18 protein-coding genes are annotated in these 20,226 nt (G+C 65.6%); 6 read left to right on the forward strand and 12 right to left on the reverse strand.

All coding sequences use genetic code 11. The features are described from left to right. Positions 1-42: 42 nt before the first annotated feature. Entirely contained in the window at positions 43-1,839 is a 1,797-nt protein-coding gene (locus HNR05_RS11405) for an ABC transporter substrate-binding protein (RefSeq protein ID WP_179579123.1), read from the forward strand. 54 nt (positions 1,840-1,893) lie between these two features. Here HNR05_RS11405 and HNR05_RS11410 read toward each other — a convergent pair whose 3' ends face one another. The 8 genes from HNR05_RS11410 to HNR05_RS11445 form a co-directional block, all read right to left on the reverse strand. Continuing rightward, positions 1,894-2,931 carry an ABC transporter permease subunit gene (locus HNR05_RS11410; RefSeq protein WP_179579124.1) on the reverse strand — a complete coding sequence of 346 codons (1,038 nt, stop codon included), beginning with the start codon at positions 2,929-2,931 and terminating at the stop codon, positions 1,894-1,896. Then, positions 2,928-3,815, reverse strand: a complete 888-nt coding sequence (locus HNR05_RS11415) for a branched-chain amino acid ABC transporter permease (protein ID WP_179579125.1) — start codon at positions 3,813-3,815, stop codon at positions 2,928-2,930. The genes HNR05_RS11410 and HNR05_RS11415 overlap by 4 nt, the downstream gene beginning before the upstream one ends. Further along, positions 3,812-4,564 carry an ABC transporter ATP-binding protein gene (locus HNR05_RS11420; RefSeq protein ID WP_179579126.1) on the reverse strand — a complete coding sequence of 251 codons (753 nt, stop codon included), beginning with the start codon at positions 4,562-4,564 and terminating at the stop codon, positions 3,812-3,814. The genes HNR05_RS11415 and HNR05_RS11420 overlap by 4 nt, the downstream gene beginning before the upstream one ends. Then, positions 4,557-5,330: an ABC transporter ATP-binding protein gene (locus HNR05_RS11425; RefSeq protein WP_179579127.1), complete on the reverse strand. Its 774-nt coding sequence runs from the start codon at positions 5,328-5,330 to the stop codon at positions 4,557-4,559. Before HNR05_RS11425 ends, HNR05_RS11420 begins: the two co-directional genes overlap by 8 nt. Before the next feature lie 7 nt (positions 5,331-5,337). After that, positions 5,338-6,663, reverse strand: coding sequence for an ABC transporter substrate-binding protein (locus HNR05_RS11430; RefSeq protein WP_179579128.1), 1,326 nt, complete (start codon positions 6,661-6,663; stop codon positions 5,338-5,340). 158 nt (positions 6,664-6,821) lie between these two features. Continuing rightward, a complete protein-coding gene (locus tag HNR05_RS11435) occupies positions 6,822-7,646 on the reverse strand; it encodes an SDR family NAD(P)-dependent oxidoreductase (protein WP_179579129.1) in 825 nt (274 codons plus the stop codon). Further along, on the reverse strand, positions 7,643-8,425 hold the full coding sequence (locus HNR05_RS11440) for a polysaccharide deacetylase family protein (RefSeq protein ID WP_179579130.1): 783 nt from the start codon (positions 8,423-8,425) through the stop codon (positions 7,643-7,645). The genes HNR05_RS11435 and HNR05_RS11440 overlap by 4 nt, the downstream gene beginning before the upstream one ends. Positions 8,426-8,527: 102 nt before the next feature. Then, positions 8,528-9,193: a phosphatase PAP2 family protein gene (locus HNR05_RS11445; protein WP_179579131.1), complete on the reverse strand. Its 666-nt coding sequence runs from the start codon at positions 9,191-9,193 to the stop codon at positions 8,528-8,530. A gap of 6 nt (positions 9,194-9,199) precedes the next feature. On the opposite strand from HNR05_RS11445, the gene HNR05_RS11450 reads away from it, so the two are divergent. Together HNR05_RS11450 and HNR05_RS11455 are read left to right on the forward strand one after the other, a co-directional pair. After that, a complete protein-coding gene (locus HNR05_RS11450; protein WP_179579132.1) occupies positions 9,200-9,379 on the forward strand; it encodes a hypothetical protein in 180 nt (59 codons plus the stop codon). A 369-nt stretch (positions 9,380-9,748) separates the two neighbouring features. Then, positions 9,749-11,467, forward strand: a complete 1,719-nt coding sequence (locus HNR05_RS11455) for an HNH endonuclease signature motif containing protein (protein ID WP_179579133.1) — start codon at positions 9,749-9,751, stop codon at positions 11,465-11,467. 197 nt (positions 11,468-11,664) lie between these two features. On the opposite strand, the gene HNR05_RS11460 is transcribed toward HNR05_RS11455, so the two are convergent. Together HNR05_RS11460 and HNR05_RS11465 are read right to left on the reverse strand one after the other, a co-directional pair. Continuing rightward, the gene (locus HNR05_RS11460; protein WP_179579134.1) at positions 11,665-12,900 is read right to left on the reverse strand and encodes a Bcr/CflA family efflux MFS transporter; all 1,236 of its coding nucleotides are present in this window, start codon (positions 12,898-12,900) and stop codon (positions 11,665-11,667) included. Positions 12,901-13,018: 118 nt separating this feature from the next. Continuing rightward, positions 13,019-14,203, reverse strand: a complete 1,185-nt coding sequence (locus HNR05_RS11465) for an ROK family protein (RefSeq protein ID WP_179579135.1) — start codon at positions 14,201-14,203, stop codon at positions 13,019-13,021. 177 nt (positions 14,204-14,380) lie between these two features. On the opposite strand from HNR05_RS11465, the gene xylA reads away from it, so the two are divergent. Beyond that, complete coding sequence (xylA, locus tag HNR05_RS11470; RefSeq protein ID WP_179579136.1) at positions 14,381-15,571, forward strand: xylose isomerase; 1,191 nt, start codon at positions 14,381-14,383, stop codon at positions 15,569-15,571. A 61-nt stretch (positions 15,572-15,632) separates the two neighbouring features. Continuing rightward, the gene (locus tag HNR05_RS11475; RefSeq protein WP_179579137.1) at positions 15,633-17,060 is read left to right on the forward strand and encodes a xylulokinase; all 1,428 of its coding nucleotides are present in this window, start codon (positions 15,633-15,635) and stop codon (positions 17,058-17,060) included. Positions 17,061-17,082: 22 nt separating this feature from the next. On the opposite strand, the gene HNR05_RS11480 is transcribed toward HNR05_RS11475, so the two are convergent. Together HNR05_RS11480 and HNR05_RS11485 are read right to left on the reverse strand one after the other, a co-directional pair. Further along, a complete protein-coding gene (locus tag HNR05_RS11480) occupies positions 17,083-17,520 on the reverse strand; it encodes an RbsD/FucU family protein (RefSeq protein ID WP_179579138.1) in 438 nt (145 codons plus the stop codon). 40 nt (positions 17,521-17,560) lie between these two features. Beyond that, positions 17,561-18,700, reverse strand: coding sequence for a glycerate kinase (locus HNR05_RS11485; protein WP_246318391.1), 1,140 nt, complete (start codon positions 18,698-18,700; stop codon positions 17,561-17,563). A gap of 58 nt (positions 18,701-18,758) precedes the next feature. Here HNR05_RS11485 and HNR05_RS11490 point away from each other — a divergent pair, with 58 nt between their 5' ends. Next, entirely contained in the window at positions 18,759-20,171 is a 1,413-nt protein-coding gene (locus HNR05_RS11490) for a GNAT family N-acetyltransferase (RefSeq protein ID WP_179579139.1), read from the forward strand. Positions 20,172-20,226 lie beyond the last annotated feature (55 nt).

A 20,226-nucleotide genomic window follows, 5' to 3' on the forward strand; every position in this document is an offset into this window, starting at 1 on the left:
AGATCGAGCGCAACGCGGCTCTTGAACCACTGGGAGAACCACGTGTCGAAACTGACAGCTGAAATTACCGTCCACTCCGACGGCCGTTCAACGGTCAGTGACCGCGACGGCATTCCGAAAGTCTTGCTCAGTTACGCCCACGCGATGTTCGGCACCGGGCGTGACTCTCTGCGTTTTCTTTGGCGTGATGACACCCGCTGGCTCGCCGTGCACCTACTGCGAGACGGCGCTCGACACAGCCCACAATCGACGGCGACGTTTCTGGACCGTTCGCCGTCGCACAGGGCTCGCACCGATGCCGCCGGCCAGGTGGTTCTGCGTGTGGCCGAGATCGACGTTCCGCGCGGCGTCACCGTGCGTGAGATCGACGTTATTACCCTCGTCGCCCTCGGATTGACGAACGGCGCGATCGCAGAACGCCTCGGCACGAGTGCGCGCACCGTGTCGACGCAGATCGAGCGCCTGCTCACCAAGCTCGACCAGGAGACCCGCGGCGGACTCGCCGCCCTCGCCGTCGACTCCGGGCTGCTGCGCCTTCCGCTGCCCGGCGGCGTTGACGGCGCGGCCGTGACAGCGATCGGCATCGTCGAGCTTCAGACCGCAGTGCTCGGTGGGGCTCCGACCCGGCAGGCCACCCCCCGCCCGGCCTACCCACGTCGCCGCCCGATCCTGATCGGAACACTCGTGCCATCCGGGCTCGCCGACGCCGACGGTGTCGAGATGCAGAACGGCGCACAGTTGGCCGTTGAGGAGCTCAATGACCTCGGTGGAATCTCTGGCCGCCGCGTCGAACATGTCACAGCGAAGGTCGACCTGTTCGATCGCACGAGCGTCGAGCGTGCGCTCGATCTGCTGTTCGATCAGGATGTCGACGCCATCACGACGAGCTACACGAGCGCCGAATACACTCCGGCACTTGAACTGATCGCCGATTACGGGCGGCCATTCCTGCACACAGCGACGTTCGACGAGCAGGTACAGCTTGTGCGTTCGGACCGCGGCCGCTATGGCGCGATCTTTCAGACCTGCCCGTCGGAGACCTACTACGGGGCCGGGCTGATCCGTTTGCTCACCGACCTGGAGGCGCGCCAACTTTGGAAGCCGCGTTCGCACCGCATCGTCAGTATCGAAGCCGATTCATACAGCACCCGCGTGACGACGGCCGATTTCGTCGCAACGGCCGATAAGGCCGGCTGGTCGATGGATGAACTCATTCGAGCTCCCATCGGCAGCACCGATTGGGATGCCGTCATCGCCCGGATCGCCAGGCTCGATCCGGACGTCGTCATGATCACGCACTTTCTCGACCAGGAACTCGCGGCCTTCCAGCGAGCGTTCAGCGCTGCTGGACTGCCGGCGCTGGTGTACTGCATTTATGGGGCGTCGATCCCGCGGTTCCAGGACGACCTCGGCTCAGCCGCCGACGGGGTGATCTGGTCGACGACCACCGGCACCTACGACGATCTGCTCGGCCAGCGCTTCCGCGCACACTACGGTGCCCGTTTCGGTGCGGCTCCAGGCTGGTCGCAGGCCAGTGCATCCTATGACCAGGTGAACCTGCTGGCCTCCGCATGGTCAGCGACGAATTCACGTCACACGAAGGATGTCACGCAGTACCTGCGTCGCTCGGCCTACCGCGGAATCAACGGAGTCTACTTTCTCGGCGGCCACGATCAGGCCCCACTGTCCTACCCAGATGTGACGCTCGATCCGTCGATGGGTCAGGCACACATGGTCTACCAAATTCAAGAGGGCAGCCACCGGGTGCTCGGCCCGGAGCCGTTCGGCACGGCGTCGAACTTCCAGCTCCCGTCGTGGGCCACACGCCCAGCCCGTTGACCTCTACAGCTCGCGCCGTGTCGCCGGATTCGGGCATAGAGCACCCAGCTGGCTCTAGCGATCGCCTGCCGCAATCCAGTCTTTGAGACGACGACTCAGCTTCGAGAAGACGGGCACCAGCCCGCGCGGCATCGCAAGAACCATCACCAGCAGGATCAGCCCCAGGATGAGCAGACGGATGTCGGGCCACTCCTGCAACCTGGCCTGAATGAACGTGATTACGATGGTGCCCACGATTGGCCCAATCAGCGTGCCCAGGCCACCGACAACAAGCATCGTCACAAGCAGCGTCATCGGGCCTAGACCCATCAGCGTGGGTGAGATGACGCCGAACACGAACGCGTAGAGACCACCGGCAATCCCGGCGAAGAAGCCGGAAATTCCGAACACCACGAGCTGGTAGGTGCGCGGGTTGATGCCACGAGCCGCGGCGAGCGCCGGATTGTCTCGCAGCGCAATCAGTCCGCTGCCGAGCGGGGAGCGAATCACGAGATAGATGGCGACGGCCGTAATCACGACAACGCCAAGCGCGATCCAATAGAACATCCGCTGCCGGGTGAGCGAATCCAACGCCTCGAGGCCAAAGCCGGAGAAGCCCGAGAGTCCATACGACCCTCCTGTGACATTCGACTGGTCTGAGATGATCAGCAGACGCACCACCTCGGCGAACCCGAAGGTCAGAAGCGACACGTAAATGCCTCGCAGACGCAGCGCCGGAATGGCAATGAGCAGCGACAAGAGCGCGGCGGCCACCCCGCCGATCAGCAGCGACAGCAGCGGGGGCAGAGATGTGTGGAGGCTCAGGAGTGCGGCGACATATCCACCGACGGCATAGATCGCCAGCTGGCCGAAGTTCCACACACCGGCAAACCCGAGCACCAGGTTCCAGCTTTGGTTGAGGGTCATCCAAATCAGGCCGAGGGTCGCAATCCCGATCCAACTCGAGTCGGGAACGACGAAGGGAAGGAGCACTGCCGCCACCGCGAGCAGGGCAAGCGAAATCGGCTGCGGACGCGGCCACCCCATCCGTTCGGGTGACCATCGCGCAGCGGGCTTCACGAGCGCCGGGTCGGCTTTCAGTATTGTGCTCACAGTCGGGCCTCCTGCGGTTTACCGGCGATAACGTACGGCCGAACGACCAACACGATCAGAATGACCCCGTACAAAACCGGCAACGCGTAGGTAGCGCTCCAATAGATCGAGACCACGGCCTGGATGAATCCGATGATGTAAGCGGCGATGATTGTGCCCCTGATGCTGCCCAAGCCGGCGAAGATCGCGACGATCAGTGCTTGCAGAAGCGGCAGGTCGCCGGCATTCGGGTAGACGAAGTAGATCGGCGCCAGAAGCACACCAGCCACACCCGCGAGTGCCGAGGCGATCCCCATCGCCACGACGTACACCCTGCGGGCAGGAATGCCCATCAGCCGGGACGCATCGAGGTTCTGGGCCACCGCGGTGATCGCGAGCCCGTAGCGGGATCGCACGAGGAAGAAGCCGAGAAGCAGAAGCAGCCCGATCGCGAAGACGGCCATGAAGAGCGAGTGGTAGGTGATCGACACTTCGGGGGTGAGATTGAATTTTCCGTCGATCAGAAAGGGGAACGGCTTCTGACGTGGGCCGTAGATCCAGAGCACGACGCTCTGCACGATTGTGGCGATCGCGAACGTCGAAATGAACGCTGTCATTTCGAAGTCGACGCCCAGTCGTCCGAGCAACGGCCGCACCCCGACGTAGAACGTCAGCACCCCGAGCAGGAAGGTGATGCCGGCCGCCACGAGCAGTGCCGTCCAGACCGGCCAATCGAAGCGTTGCAGGAACGTGTAAGCCGCGATACCGCCCACCATCACCATGATGCCCTGCGCCATGTTCAGCACGCGCAGTGTGCCGTAAATCAGGCTCATTCCCACAGTGATGAGTGCGAGCATCGAGCCCTGCACGACAGTGCTGACGAGTGTCTGCAGAATCAGGTTCATGTGTCGATCCCGAGATAGGTGGCCGCGATGGCCGGGTGAGAGAGTACGTAATCGACCGAGCCGGACAGCACGACGCTGCCGTTCTCGACAAGGGTGACGTGGTCGGCCACATCACGCACGCGGGAGAAGTCCTCCTCGACGAGAAGCACTGTCATTCCCTCTGCCGCGATGCGAGCGATTTGGCGGTAGACCTCTTCGACGAGCACGGGCGCGAGGCCGAGGCTCGGTTCGTCGATCATGAGCATGCGGGCGTCGCCCATGAGGCCTCGCCCGATGGCCAGCATCCGTCGCTCGCCGCCCGACAGGGTACGCGCTCGTTGAGTGGCTCGCTCGGCAAGCCGAGGGAAAATATCGTAGACGCGTTCCAGTTTGGCCGCACGGTTCTTCTGCGCCGACTTCACGAAGGCACCAAGTGCCAGGTTCTCGCTCACCGTCATGTCCGGAAATAGCATGTCGCCCTGCGGAATGTGAATGAGGCCCTGCCCGACAATGGTCTCGGTGCGCATGGTGTCGATGCGGCTGCCAGCAAAACGGATGCTGCCGCTCCGGGGTGCGACGAGGCCGCTGATAGCGCGCAGGAGAGTGCTCTTACCGTGACCATTCGGGCCGATGACGACAGAGAATTCACCCTCGGCAACCCGCAGGTTGATGCCGCGCAGCACCTCGGTCAGACCGTATCCCGCATGCAGGTCGACGACGTCAAGGAGCACCGTGGGGGTGGGGTCACCCGCGCTGTGGGGTTCAGTCATGAGGCTTCGCTTTCGATGTGGGTGCCATGCCGCCGAGGTACACGCGCATGACCTCTTCGTGTGAGAGCACCTCTTCAGGCAGACCCTCGAAGAGGGTCTTGCCCTGGTTCATGATGAGCACCCGATCGGAGAGCGCCATCAGGGCGCGCATCACGTGCTCGATCAGAACCAGTGTGATGCCGCGCTCGCGCACCCGGCGCAACAAGTCGACGAGTTCGTCGACCTCAGCAGGAGTGAGCCCGCCAAATGGCTCGTCGAGGAACAGCATGCTCGGCGCGCTCGCCAGGGCGGAGGCGACCATGAGTCGCTTCTTGTCGAACACGGCGAGCGGACCGGCTTCATCACCGGCGATATCTGACAGCCCGACGAAGTCCAGCTCGGCTTCTGCCCTGGCCAGAGTCCGCGTGTCCGAGCGGAAGCCTGACCACCAGGGGTTGCCGGCACCGAAATGGGCCCCGACCACAACGTTGGCCAGAACCGTTTCGGTATCGAACACCGACGGCAGTTGAAAGGTGCGGGCGATTCCGCGGTGGCAGATCTCATTCACACTCTTGGTGTGGATGGGCTTGCCGTCGAGGTTGATCTCGCCCGCACTCAACCGAGTCATGCCGGTGACGATGTCGAACAGCGTGGTCTTGCCCGCGCCGTTCGGTCCAGCGATACCGAAGGTCTCCCCTTGTCGCACGTGGAACGAGACATCGTCGACCGCAGTGAGCCCGCCGTATCTCTTGGTGACGCCACGCGCGTCGAGGAGCACTTCAGCCATGAGTCGACTACACCATCCAGCTGGGCAGCTTGAAGTCGCCGCCGGTGTACGGCGCCGGAGAGATGAGCACCTGCTTGCCGTCCTGGATCTGGTAGGTGAGGTGAGGCATCCCGAGGCTCGGGTCGCTCACGACGTCAGGGAACGGCACCGCAGTGAGTTCTTTCTGATCAAAAGCGTAGGTGCCGACGACGCCACGGAAGTTCGTGCCGGTCAGAAACTTATTGACGGCAGCGAAGTCGGCCGGGTTGCCAGCCTGTGCTGCGGCACGCGCCCAAAGACGCACCATGTCGTATTGCGCCCCCGATTGGCTGAGTCCTGGCTTGGAGTTGAACTGCTTCTCGTAGTCAGCGGCGAAGTTCTGGCCGATCGTGTCGGGCAATGTGCCGATGGTGGTCGACCAGACGACGCCGTTCGCGGCAGCGCCCGCCAGATCGAGGTACTCGGGAACGCTTGGCCCGTACTGCTGGTAGAGCAGCGAGTTGGTGGGAGACGACGCAAACTGCGTGGCAAAGCTGGCCAGGTCACCGGCCAGGTAGTCGGTGACGAAGATCAGTCCGGGAGGGTCGTTGCGCACCTTGGCGAGCTGAGGGCCCCAGTCGGCGTTCGGAACGCTGACCTCTTCGTAGAACGTGACGCGCCAGCCGAGCGCCTTGACCTCATCCTGGAAAACCTTCGCGATAGAGGTGCTGTACGAGTCGTTGCTGCTGATCACGGCAACCGACTTCGACGACGGCGTCCAGGTGCCGGCGTCGATCCAGGATTGCATGAGCGAGACGAATCCCTTGGCGTACCAGATCTCGGTCGGGCAGCACTGGAAGATGTTGTTGATTTTGTTGTCGACGACGTAATCGGTGTTGGCCTGCAACGTGTTGGTGTGCAGCAGCGGGATGCCCGCGTCGGCATAGGTCTGGAACTCGACGGATGTCGTTGTCGTGTAGCCGCTGAAGACTGCGGCGACCTTCTCCTGCGAGACCAGACGCTGCGCGGCCTGAATGAAGTTCTCCGGTGCCTGATCTGAGATGTCGGCCGTCACAAGAGTGAGCTTTCGACCGGCAACTCCACCCGCCGCGTTGATTTCTGCGACAGCCATCTCTGCACCACGCACCATTTCTTGGCCGTCACCCGAGTACGGTCCGGTGATCGGAGCGACGCTGCCGATCTTGATCGGCTCCCCCGAGCCAGCCGTGGTCGAGCTTGTCGCTTCTGCCGAAGGTTTGATGGCGTAGCCTGCGCCTCCACCGACGAGGAGTCCGCCGATTCCGGCGATGCCGAGACCGGTGACCAGATTGCGCCGGGAGATACCGCGCGGCTCGCTTTCAGTGTTGTCGCTCATGAACACTCCTTCGTGTTGGGGGGATCGTACGGGGCTCGCGACGTCACACGGATGTCGCAGTGCTGTGCTATCAGTAGAGCGGAACGGCAATCGGCTGTCATGCGTCAAATGACGGATGGCCGCCGAACGGCTCGCCAGTCCTGTTCAGCTGGGCCGACTTAGCTGAGCCGTATGCCACCGTTGACGCCGATCGTCTGACCGGTGACGTATGACGCGTCGTCCGAGAGCAGCCACAGCACAGAGCCCGCAACGTCGCCCCCCGTGCCATGACGTCGCACCGGCACGCTCTGACGCAACTGTTCCAGGCGCTGCTCGGCGCTGATACCGAGCCTGTCGGCCTGCAATCCCACCTCGTCGAGATGCATTGCGGTGAGCATGAACCCGGGCGCGACGGTGTTGACGGTAATGCCGAACGGGCCGAGTTCCAGGGCGAGGCACTGTGAGAGCACATGCACGGCGGCTTTCGACGAACAGTAGGCACTGCCTTCAACGACCGGCTGCGTAGCGAAGAGCGAGCCGATGTTCACAATGCGCCCTCCGCCGTGGCTCTTCAAATGCGGGATCGCGGCTTGGCAGAGACGGATGACGCCGAGCACGTTCACGTTGAACGTCGCTTCGATGTCGGCCACGGCAGTGTCTTCCAGCAAACTTCCGGGCCCCCCAACTCCGGCATTGTTGACGATGGCGTCGATGCGCCCGAATGCGTCCAGTGCCGCGTTGACGAGGGCTGTTCCCGAGTCTGCAGCGCCGGCATCCGCTTCGATGGTCACGAGAGTGCCAGCCGTGGCGGCCTGGCCGAATGCCTCGTGCACGCGGGGGCTGATATCGCTCGCGACAATGCGGTATCCCTCGGAGTGCAGCCGCTCGGCGATGTCGCGGCCGAGGCCGGCGGCAGCGCCCGTGACGATCGCAACTGGGGCCTCAATGATTGGGCATGTGCTGATCGAGCCGGTGTCGTTCGGGGCCACGCTGCGCGAGCTCATACGAGGGATGCGATCTGGCGTGCCGGGGCGATCCACGCGCCACGAGCCTCGATATCGCCGAGCAAACGGTCGAGCATGGCGAGCCGGGACGGTCGGCCAATGATTTGCGGATGCATTGTCAGCATGAAGTGCCCGCCGAGGAGCGCAATGCCCTCGAGTTCTGCGAGCCAGATCTGGTAGACCTCCTCAGGAGAGCGGATGGTCTTGGTCCAGGTGTCCCCCGCGAACCAGAAATGCGGAGCGTCGTCAAGCAGCCATGAGACGGGCACCTCGACGAGGTCGTGATTCTGATGGCGGTACGGCTTGAGGTCGTCCATCAGGTTCGACGAGTACTCGAAACCGTACTTGATGAGCAGGTCGAGTGTGGTCCTGCTGAAGTCCCACGATGGGGAGCGGTAACCGACGACATCCGCGCCGAGGGCACGTAAGACCGAGAGTCCGCGCACCAATTCAGCTTCTTCCTCGGCCGGGGTCAGCGCGCTCGGAGAGCGGTGTGTGTAGCCGTGGTGGCCGATTTCGTGACCGGCCGCGATGATCGCACGCACGCTGTCGGGATGACGCTCAGCATCCTTGCCAGGAACATAGAACGTTGCGGTGATCTGGTGGCGTTCGAGCAGTGCGAGCAGAAGCGGGATCGCGACCTTGGGGCCGTATGCACCTTGGGAGAGCACTCCTGGCCGGTGCTCGTTCTCGGGGTCTTCTCCGATCCAGACTTCTTCGGCATCGAAGTCAAAACTGATCGTCGCCCCGAAAGAGCGACCTTCTGGCCAGGTCACCATACGTTCTCCTTTGTCCGAGGTCAGGTGCAAGGCTATGTCGCTCGTGGCGGCGTGGTCGTCCGTAATCTGACGTAGTCAGGCCGACCGACGTGACCAGGCTGCTCAGACTGAGGACTGCATCCGTCTCTGCTTTCGGCGTTCAGCCGCTCGTGCGCTCTCACGCTGGAGAGGGCCGGCGACGATCGCCCCGAGCAGCACGGCAAGCCCCGCTCCGGCGAGCAGACCGCCGATCGTGTCGGTGAGCCAATGGGCGCCGAGGTAGGTGCGGCTGAGCATCATCATGACGGTGTAAACCGCGCCGGCGCACCAACCCCACACGCGCGGAAAGATGACTGCGAGGGTGACCGCCATGATCGCGGCGTTCGTCACATGCCCCGACGGGAATGAACCGTAGTCGGCGTGCACGAGAAATTCCGTGGGCCGCGCCCGACCGAACAAGTGCTTGAGAAGCTGCACCAGTGCGGCGCCGAGCACCGTGGCAACAAGGAAGTAGCCCGCAGCCCACGGGCGTCGGGCGATCAGCAGCACGGCGATGATCGTGAGTGGAACCACGAAAATGCCAAGCACGCCGCCGCCGAGGTAGTTCAGCGCGAGGGCCGGAACGGTGAGCACCTCCGTGCGGATGCTGAGCATTACGTTCATCCAGGCCGTATCGATCACCGGGGGATGACCGTGGTCGACTCCCACGATCAAAGCGCCGAGCAGAATCGACAGCAAGATTGCGGTGGCGCCGCCTGCGATAGCCCAGCGCTGTCGAGGTGTCTTCATTACCCCATGGTAGATCTCCGATCGTCGCTGATCCCGCGAGCCGCCCTCGAGACCGTGTCCGCGGTCTCGACAAGCTCGACCGACGGTTCCGTGATCGACCTGCACGCTCCCGCCGATCGACCGCTCCCGCCGATCGAGCTCACACCGTTGATCGAGCCCACACCGCTGATCGAGCGCTCCTGTTGATCGAGCCCACACCGCTGATCGAGCCTGTCGAGATCCCGTGAGCCACCCTCGAGACCGTGTCCGCGGTCTCGACAAGCTCGACCCTCCCGTTGATCGAGCGCTCCCGTTGATCGAGCCTGTCGAGATCCCGTAAGCCACCCTCGAGACCGGGGGCCGCGGTCTCGACACGCTCGACCCACGGTTCGGCGTTCGAGTCCGTACCCTTCCGTTGATCGAGCCTGTCGAGATCCCGCGCGCCACCCTCGAGGCCGTGGCCGGGGTCTCGACCGGGTCAAGTTCTCGATCCCTCCACAGACACAGGTACGAGAAGTTATGCACAGATACTGAGAAAAGCTCGTAATCATGTTCGTTCTTTGGGAGAATAGAGCTATGTCAATCACCTCCCCACCCCCCGTCTCCGCCTCGGAGCCGACACCCGCCTCGGGTGCGTCGGCACCGACCGCGGCCGCGGTGCTGGCGGTTCTCGAACAGACGCAGGCACTGTGGGCCGGGCTCGGCACCGTCAGCCCCGACCGGTTCACCGACGACGACCTCCTCGGTGTGCTCGGTGCGTTCGAAGGTGTCGGCCGGCTGGTCGATGCGGGCCGGGTGGCTGTGGCGGCGACGGTCGAGGAACGCTCCGGCCGGTGGCTGGGCCGGGACTCCCTCGCGGCGAAGCGGGGCTGCACGAGTGGCATCGACCTGATCACCCGGGTCACCCGCATTTCCGGCCGTGAAGCGAAACGGCGCAGCGCGCTCGGCCTGCGAATGCAGGACACGCAACACGTCGGCACGATCATCCCCGCACTGTTCCCCACGGTCGGTGCCGCGGTCGCCGACGGCTCACTGGGGGTGGATGCGGCGGAGGTGATCATGTCCGGTCTGGCCGAGATCTCCCCGCGCGTCGCCCCCGATGATCTTGCGGCTGCGGAACGCGCTCTGGTGTCTGCGGCGACGGGAACGATTACGGCCGAGAATGAGGGTGAGCCGGGCGCGGGCTTTGCGTTCTCGGCGGACTCGCTGCGGGTGCAGATGTTGCAGTGGCAGGCGGCGCTGGACCCCGACGGGGTGGCGCCGAATGAGGTCGAGGGTGAGGCGACGAGCACGATCAGTTTCGGCCGCTTCAAAGACGGCATCTACCCGGTGCGAGGCGGGGTGACTCCTGATCTGTACGGAATCATGAACCTCACCTTCGACGCCTTCATTGCCGCCCGCAAAACCCCCGCGTTTCCGACCGCCGCCGAGCAAGCCCGCGACCAGGCACGCGACGACCGCGCCGAGCTAAACGGACAAGACCTGAACGACGACCACAACCTGAGCGACGAGCACGGCCGCGAGGACGACCGCGAGGACGACCACGCGGACGACCGCGACGAGCACGACGAGCACGACGAGCGCGACCACGACCACGACTACGACTACGACCGTGAGCACGACCGTGACCATGACGACCACGGTCAGGGTTCAGCCTCAGCCGAGGCTCCTCTTCCCGGGTCGGCCGGGCATGAGTTCGATGACGTCGACACCCGTACCGCCGGTGAGAAGCGGGCCGATATTCTGCGCGGCATGTTCACCCAGTTGGCCCAGGCCGATAACACTCCCAGCATTGGTGGTGCACCGCCGACGGTGGTGGTGCATGTGAACGTGAACGATATTGAAGCCGGGCGCGGTGTCGGCTGGATCGACGGCGTCGACGCCCCCATCTCCCTTCGCACGGTGGATCAGATGATGTGTGCCGGAGGCACCCAAATGGTTCTCTTTGGCCAGAACGGTGAGGTTCTGACGCTGACCGATCCGCAACGACTGTTCAACCGTGCCCAACGCCGGGCGATCCTCGCCCGCGACGGCGGCTGCGGCGTTCCCGGCTGCGATGCCCCAGCACAGTGGCTCGAATTTCATCACGTGATCCCCTGGAGCAAAGGCGGCGTCACTGAGGTCGACAATGGTGTGGCGTTGTGTTGGCGACATCATCACACCATCGAAACGTCCGGCTGGGAGATCCTCATGGTCAACGGCCGCCCCCAAGTGAAAGCCCCGGCCTGGATCGACCCGACCCGCACCTGGCGCGACGCCAACCGCCACCGCACCGACACCCACCGCCGCGACTAAACCGCCGCGACAGAACCGCTGCGACTGAACCCGCCGGGGCTGCCGCCCACGGCCGCGACGGACCAGCCGCTGCCGCGACCGATCCGCCGCTACCAACTCTCAACGGCGCATCCGCGTGCCTTACTCGCCGCGATCCGCCGGCGCCAAGCACAACGAGCCAACACCCCCGAAGCCCCAGGACCAACTCAGTCAGCGCGCTAGTGAGAGAGTGCAGGCACCGTGCGTGGCCGCACGATCACCCAGAGCACAGTGATCGAGACCACCGAGGTAGCGACCATCATCGCCCCCATTGGAAAGACGCTGCCAACGCCGAGCACGCCCACCAGTGGCGAGATCAGGCCGGCGATACCGAAGTTCGCGGCGCCGAGCAGCGAGGCCGCCGTTCCTGCCTCGTGGCCATGTGCGCTGAGAGCCAGAACCTGAGTGCAGGGAAAGCAGAATCCGCAGGCTGCGACGAAGATCCAGAGCGGCACCAGTGTTCCCCACAGGCCGACTCCGGCGAGGTCGAGCACTGCGATGACCGTGGCTGCGGCCGCCATGGTCAGTGTCGAACCGACAAGGATCCATTGCGGTCCCACGTTCTTGCGGTGCATCAGCCACGCGCTCGCCTGCACACCGAACACGACACCGACCGAGTTGACCGCGAACAGCACGCCGAACTGTTGCGGGCTAAACCCGTAGATCCCCTGAAAGACGAAGGGTGATGCCGAAAGATAGGCGAATAAGCCGGTGAAGGTCATCGCCCCGACGATGGCAACCCCCACGAAGACGCGGTCGCTAAGCACCGCTTTGTAGCGTTGCCCGAGCGTGCGACTGACCGACTTGTTTCGTTCGGATGCGGGGAGCGTCTCGACGATCCAGACGCTGACCGCCACGATCACGAACGTGCCATAGGCGGCAAGCACCCAGAAGATTCCCCGCCAATTCGTCACGAGCAACAGCTGCGAACCGATCACGGGGGCCAGAACGGGTGCGAGTCCGTTGATGAGCGCCAACCGGGAGAGCATCTTGACGAGCGGCTTGCCGCCGAACAGGTCACGCACCATGGCCATCGCGACGACTCCGCCCGCGGCGGCGGCGAAGCCCTGAAGCACGCGGAATAGGCCCAGCCACTCGACATCCTGAGCCAACGCGGCGCCCACACAGGCGAGCACGTGAAAGACCGTCGCCAGAAGCAGAGGAAGACGGCGCCCGACCTTGTCGCTCCAGGGGCCCACGACCAGTTGCCCGAAGCCGAAACCGAGCATTGTGCCGGTCAACGTGAGCTGAATCGCCGCAGCCGACACCCCCAGGTCGCTTTCGAGCGCCGGAAATGCGGGGAGATACAGGTCGACGGTGAGCGGACCGAGAGCGGTTAGCGCGCCGAGAACGAGGATGTAGACGAGGCGTTGTCCGCGCGAAAGCGCGTCCCCGGGGTGATGCGTAATGCTCACGGAGCGAATCCCTTGATGTGGTGGGCGAACTGTGGGATTGAGGGGACCGCCAACGGTTCAGGCTGGTCCCGCACATCCTTCCCGCGCTCGAATCGATTCGATGAGGGCCGGAGTAATTCTAGCTGCGGTTCGATTCCGCATCGCGAAAGGCACCGGGGTCAGCCAAAAGCCGCTCGAATGCCAGCTCGGCCGCCCCGATCATGAGCAGGTTCGACCCGAGCAGCGCCGGCGCAATCGTCACGCTGCCGAACGCGGCCGGTAGCGCCCGCGCCCGCACGGCTGCGAGCAGCCGCTCGGGGTCAACGGCCCTCAAGGATGCCAAAAATCCGCCGAGCACAATGCGCTGCGGATTCACAATATTCACGATTCCGGCGAGCGCGCTACCCAGACAGTCGAGCTGGCGATTGACTTCGGCGCGCACAGTGAGCGAGGTCGACGCGAGCAGCGCGTGTTCCAGCTCATCGGCATCCGCGCTGCTGAGCCCCAAGACAGCGAGCAGGTCGCTGCGGGTCACCTCAGCCTCGAGCGTGCCGCTCACCCCGCTCGAGTCTGTGCGGATGCTACTGGACACGGGCGCATGCCCAAACTCACCGGCGAATCCATCGGCGCCACCAACCACCGCACCCCCGGCGATCAGGCCACCGCCGATGCCGCTCGATCCCCCATTGAGGTAGACGACGTCACTGAGGCCGATCCCGGCTCCGAAATCGCGTTCGGCCAGCACGCCCAGGCTCGCGTCGTTGGCCGCGAAGACCGGGTAGCCGGTTGCAGCTTCAAGCATTTCGACAAGCGGTTCGTCAACCCAGCCCAGGTGCGGAGCGTGCCGCACCAGACCATCCTGGGCGCGCACGAGGCCCGGCACTGCGACTCCGATACCGACGATTCTGAGGTTCGATTCGATGTCGACCCGCAGCCCGTCGATGACGCCGGTTGCGATCGCCACGGCCGCGGCGGCGCTCGGGGCAGCCTCGACGGCACAACGGATGCGGCGGTGAACGACCCCGTCGAGTCCCACGACCCCCACGGTGACGGCGTCGATCTCGGGGTTGACGGCCAGCGCGACGACGCGCTTGCTCACCGCGACGATCGGGCTCGGGCGGCCGACCTGGTTGGTGGGGTCCGGATCGCGTTCGATTGCGAGGCCCAAATCGACGAGCTCGGAGACGAGCGCGGCCACCGTTGAACGGTTCAGGCCGGTCAGTCGAGTGAGCTGCGACCGGGGTGAAGCGCCGTTGCGGTGAACCAGGCGGAGGATGGTCGACAGATTGTGTCGCCGCACATCGTCATGGCTGGATCCTTGCACTGGTGCCTCTCTAGACGCGGTGCGTCGAATTCATCAAGCGTACCGGCGGGCCTCAGATACGGTTCTGCATGCCGGCCAGTCCCGAGATCAACGACCCGACCCTTCCCAATTGTGCACCCTCACGATAATATGTTCTAGATCACAACAAATCATCAACGACGCTGAAGGAACAGAATCATGACGCTGACGCCAACCCGCGAAGATAAATTCTCCTTTGGGCTGTGGACCATCGGCTACAACGGAACCGACCCATTTGGTGGGCCGACCCGCCCCCACCTCGATGTCGTCGAGGCCGTCACCCGATTGTCGGAGCTGGGAGCGTACGGGCTCACCTTCCACGACGACGACCTCTTCGCGTTCGGCTCAACCGACGCCGAGCGGCAGACCGAGATCGACCGCCTCAAGCAGGCGCTTGCCGACACCGGCCTGATCGTTCCGATGGTCACCACCAACCTTTTCAGCGCTCCGGTCTTCAAAGATGGCGGCTTCACGTCGAACGACCGTGCCGTGCGCCGTTTCGCCCTGCGTAAGGTCATGCGCAATCTGGACCTGGCCGCCGAACTCGGAGCCCAGACGTTCGTCATGTGGGGCGGACGCGAGGGTGCCGAATATGACGCAGCCAAAGATATCCGGAGCGCACTTAGCCGTTACCGCGAAGCAGTGAACCTCCTCGGCGATTACGTCACCGACAAGGGCTACGACATTCGTTTCGCCATCGAGCCCAAGCCCAACGAGCCGCGCGGCGATATCTTGCTGCCGACGCTGGGCCACGCGATCGCGTTCATCAACACGCTGGAGCGCCCCGAACTGGTCGGCGTCAACCCCGAGGTCGGGCACGAGCAGATGGCCGGGCTGAATTTCACCGCCGGCATTGCTCAGGCACTCGATGCGGGCAAGCTGTTCCACATCGATCTGAACGGTCAGCGCGGCATCAAGTACGACCAGGATCTCGTGTTCGGTCACGGCGACCTGCAGAACGCGTTCTCGCTGGTCGACCTGCTCGAAAACGGTGGCCCGAACGGTGGCCAGGCTTACACCGGCCCGCGCCACTTCGACTACAAGCCGTCGCGCACCGAAGACACTGCCGGCGTGTGGACCTCGGCCGCCGCGAACATGCGCACCTATCTGCTGCTCAAGGAGCGCGCCGCGGCGTTCCGCGCGGACCCCGAAGTGCAGGCGGCCCTGGCCGCCTCACGCGTGCCCGAGCTGGCCGTGCCCACCCTCGCCGCGGGCGAGAGCTACGACGACCTGATCGCGGACCGCTCCGCCTACGAGGACTTCGACACGGCCGAGTACCTGGGCGGCAAGGGCTTTGGATTCGTGCACCTGCAGCAGCTCGCCCTCGAGCACGTGATGGGCGCGCGTTAGAGAGGCGCTGCGCGCCCCCTCGCCCCGTCACCCCGTCACCCCCACAGAGAATGAGCAACGCATGACACTCGTCGCCGGCATCGACTCGTCGACCCAGAGCTGCAAGATCGTGATCTCGGATGCCGCCACCGGCATCGTCGTGCGCCGCGGTCGTGCCGCCCACCCGGTCGGCACGGAGGTCAATCCCGCCGCCTGGTGGGATGCGCTGCAGGCGGCCATCGTCGATGCCGGCGGGCTCGGCGGTGTGTCCGCCATTTCTGTCGCGGCACAGCAGCACGGCATGGTGGTTCTGGATGCCGACGGCAACGTCATCCGTCCGGCCCTGCTGTGGAATGACACGCGCAGTGCCGCCGCCGCCACCGATCTGATCTCCGAGGTGGGCGCCGTGCAGTTCGCCCAACGCACGGGTTCGCTGCCGGTCGCCTCGTTTACCATCACCAAGCTGCGCTGGCTGCGCGATGCCGAGCCCGAGAACGCGGCGCGGGTTGCCGCCGTTGCGCTCCCCCACGACTGGCTCACCTGGCGACTGCGCGGCTACGGCCCGGCCGGCGACAGCACACTCACCGGCGGCACACTCACCGGCAGCCCGCTCGGCCCCGTGCTGACAGAACTGACGACCGACCGTTCCGACGCCAGCGGCACCGGCTACTTCTCATCGGTCACAAACGACTACGACCGTGACCTGCTGACGCGCGCCCTCGGCCACGACGCCATTCTGCCGCGTGTGCGGGGCGCCGAGGAGCCCGCGGGCACCACGCCGGGCGGCCTGATCGTCGGCGCCGGGGCGGGCGACAACGCCGCAGCCGCGCTCGGCCTGGGTGCCAGCGCGGGCGACATCATCGTCTCGATCGGCACGAGCGGCACGGTCTTCGCCGTCACCGATCAGCCCACAACGGATGCCACGGGCACCGTCGCCGGGTTCGCCGACGCGAGCGGGCGCTTCCTGCCCCTCGTCGCGACTCTCAACGCCGCACGCGTGCTCGACTCCGTCTCTGATCTGCTCGGCGTGGACTTCGACGGGCTGGGCCGCCTCGCCCTCGACGCGACACCCGGCGCAGACGGACTCGTCCTGCAGCCCTACTTTGAGGGCGAACGCACGCCCAACCTGCCGGATGCCACGGCGTCACTGTTCGGGATGACCCTCGGCTCCACGACCCGGCCCAACCTGGCCCGAGCAGCGATCGAGGGACTGTTCTGCGGTCTGGCCAACGGCCTCGACGCCGTGCTCGCACTCGGAGTGCGCGCCGATCGCATCCTGCTCATCGGCGGAGCCGCCCAGAACCCGGCCGTGCAGGCAATAGCCGCGCAGGTCTTCGACGTGCCCGTGTTCGTGCCGACGCCTGGCGAATATGTGGCGGATGGCGCAGCCGCCCAGGCGGCGTGGGCGCACAGCGGCGCTCGTCCGAGCTGGTCAGTCTCGCTCGCCGGCCGGCCGGCGCCCGACTTTCACCCGGTCATCCGCGCGCAGTATGCGGCGCATCGCATCTGACCCAGCCTCCGCTCAGCATCCGCTAGTCGTCGACGAAGACGACGCCCTTCTGCAGCAGGAAACAGCTGTACGGCAGGGTCTCGAGAATGTGCACCACGGCGTAGGCCTTCTTGGCACGCTCGTAAAACTCGAGGCGGGGAACGATTCCGAACTCGAGCGGCTTGGGGTGCGCCTCGCGCGCGAGCTCAAGCACGGCGGCCTGCGACTCGGTCACGATGCTCGGGTCGTCGTCGACCTCCATGCGCTCCAGCGGCGTCTCAACGTAGACGTCGAGCGGGAAGACACTGAGAATCGCGTTCATCGCACGCACGGCCGAAGCCTCCCCCAGCCGAATGACCGGGCGACCCGACGCTGCGGCCGGAAAGTTGCGGTCGACGAGCAGCAGCACGTCGCCGTGCCCCATCTCGTCGAGGATCTTCAGCAGTTCGCCGTTGAGTAGCGGGTCAATTCCCTTGAGCATGCGCTCTCCAGTCGTAGTACACAGTGATGAAATCGCCAGCCTATCGAGAATGCTGCGGCAGCTGTGCCCGGGCGAGCGCCGCCCCCGCGGTATGCAGATGGCGCAGCGGATCCGCCATCGCAGCAGCACTGCTGCCCGCCACCTTGGTCAGCGACTGCGCAGCCACGAAACCCGTCGGTTCTGCCTCGATTTTCCCGGCGACGAGCAGGGCGGGCACACCGGCATCCGTCGACAGCGCCGCCAGCACGGCCGCAACCTTACCGGCCGCAGACTGGGCGTCGAAACGCCCCTCACCCGTGATGAGAACGGATGCCCCGGCGAGCGCAGCAGGCACCCCGAGCACGTCGGCCACCGCCCTCGCCCCCGAGGTGAGCCGGGCGCCCCAGGCCAGCATCCCGAACGCCGTGCCGCCGGCCGCACCGGTTCCGGGCAGGGTCGGGTCGACCGGAATCAGACGGGCGAGGCGACGCAGATTCGATTCAAGCCCGGCGACCTGTGCCGGGTTCGCGCCCTTTTGCGGGCCGTACACGACCGCCGCGCCCTGCTCCCCGAGCAGCGGGTTCGTCACATCGCTGAGAATCTGCGCGCCATGCGGCGGCAGCGACCGCAGGCTGCTGAACGTGGTCGTGGCGAGGGCCCCCAGCCCCCGATTGCCGAGTCGCACCGGACGATTCATCGCATCGAGGAACAGCGCGCCGAGAGCGGTGAGCGCGCCGGCCCCGCCATCGCTCGATGAACTGCCCCCGAGTGCGAGCAGCAACCGGTCGACGCCGTGGTCGAGCGCTGCGGCGATTGCCTGCCCAAAGCCGAGAGTGTGGGCGTCGAGAGGCAGCAACGCCTCGAGCAGGGTGATGCCGCTCGTGTTGGCGAGCTCGACGATTCCCGTGCCATCGGGCAGCAGTAGCCAGTGCGCGTCGGCCGGCCGGTTGTCGGGACCCTGCACCGTGAGCGGCATGCGCCGGGCGCCCGGAAACGCGACCTCGAAGGCATCGAGGGTTCCCTCACCCCCGTCGGCCATGGGAAGAAGAACCAGATCGTCGAGCGGATGCACCGAGGCCCACCCGGCGGCGAGCGCGCGTGCCACCTCGATAGCGGTGGCTGTTCCCTTAAAAGAGTCGGGTGCGATCAGGATTCGACGCCGGGTCATGGCTTCAGCATGCCAGGTCTGGGAAAGGTTCATCCCGTCGGTCACGAACTCCGCACTGTGCCACGATCGCCGGCCCGGATACTCTGAGGCCGTGACTGACACCGCACGCCTGCCCCTCGACCCGACCTCGCACGCTGCTCTGGCCGCCGACGGGCTGCACCTCGGACTCGTCGATCCAACGGACTCCGACGCCGCCCGTCGTTGGATCTCAGCCGACCAGCGCGGCTTTCTGGACAGCGCCCCCGAAGCCGCCGCGCTCGAGGCCCACGTGGCCGAGCTCGGCACCGACCGCATCACCGGCGTCTGGGATCGCTCAGGCGCGGATCCCGACACCCCGATCGCCACGGTGCAGTCCTGGGAGATGGGGCTGACGGTGCCCGGCGGCGCCTCGGTTGCAGCCTGGGCCATCAGTTCGGTGACTGTCTCGCCCACGCACCGCCGCCGCGGCATCGCCCGCGCACTCCTCACCGCCGAGCTGCGTGCCGCCGCCGCCCTCGGCCTGCCGCTGGCCATGCTCACCGTGTCAGAGGCAACGATCTACGGCCGGTATGGCTTCGGGCCGGCGGCCCGTCAAGCCGGTTACACGATCCGAACGGCACGCGCCGGCTGGATCGGCCCCATCCCGGCCGGCCGGGTGCAGTTCGTGACCCGGGAGTCACTGCTCCGCGACGGCCCCGCCCTGTTCGAACGCGCCAGACTCGCCGCGCCCGGCGAAGTCGACCGCAGCGACATCCGATGGCGGCACCTCCTCGGACTCTCGCCCGCGGCGGAGGGTGGGAATGAGTCGGCCCGCGGCATCCGTGCGGTGCGCTATGACGACGCCGACGGCGACCCGGCCGGCTTCGCGCTGTACCGCGTGACGCTCCCCAACGACTCCTACCCGGCCCGGCTGGAACTGCTCGACCTGATCGCGGCAACCGACGACGCCGCGGCCGCACTCTGGCGCTTCCTGATCGAAATGGATCTGGTCAGCGAAGTGCGGGCACCGCTGCGACGAGTGAGCGAAACCGTGGGTTGGCAGATCTCAGACCCGCGCGCCCTGGTCAAAACGGATGAGCGTGATCATCTCTGGCTGCGCCTGCTCGATATTCCCGCCGCATTCGCCGCACGCACCTTCTCTGCGCCCGGCGACATCGTCTTCAGTGTGACGGATACCCTCGGCCTGGTGACGGGCGACTATCTGCTGAGCGTCGACTCCTCGGGCCGGGGTGCGACGCTGCGCCTCGCCGACGCCGCCCTCGACGACGACGCCCTCGACGACGCAGTGCGGGACGGCGCCGCGCACGTCGAGCTCTCGGCCGCCGACCTCGCCAACGCAGTGCGGGACGGCGCCGCGCACGTCGAGCTCTCGGCCGCCGACCTCGCCTCCGTGTACCTGGGCGATACCAGCGCCGAGCAGTTGCGCCGGGCCGGCCGGGTCACTGCGCACAGCGCTGACGCCGCCATCCGTGTCGATCAGGCCTTCCGTTCCGTCGACACCCCGTGGCTCAGCACCTGGTTTTAGTGAGAATTTGCTCCGGAGCACACGGGTCGTTCACAGCGCACACCAAGCTGACAGC

Origin of the sequence: Leifsonia psychrotolerans (genome assembly GCF_013410665.1) — a bacterium.
Lineage (GTDB): Bacteria > Actinomycetota > Actinomycetes > Actinomycetales > Microbacteriaceae > Cryobacterium > Cryobacterium psychrotolerans_A.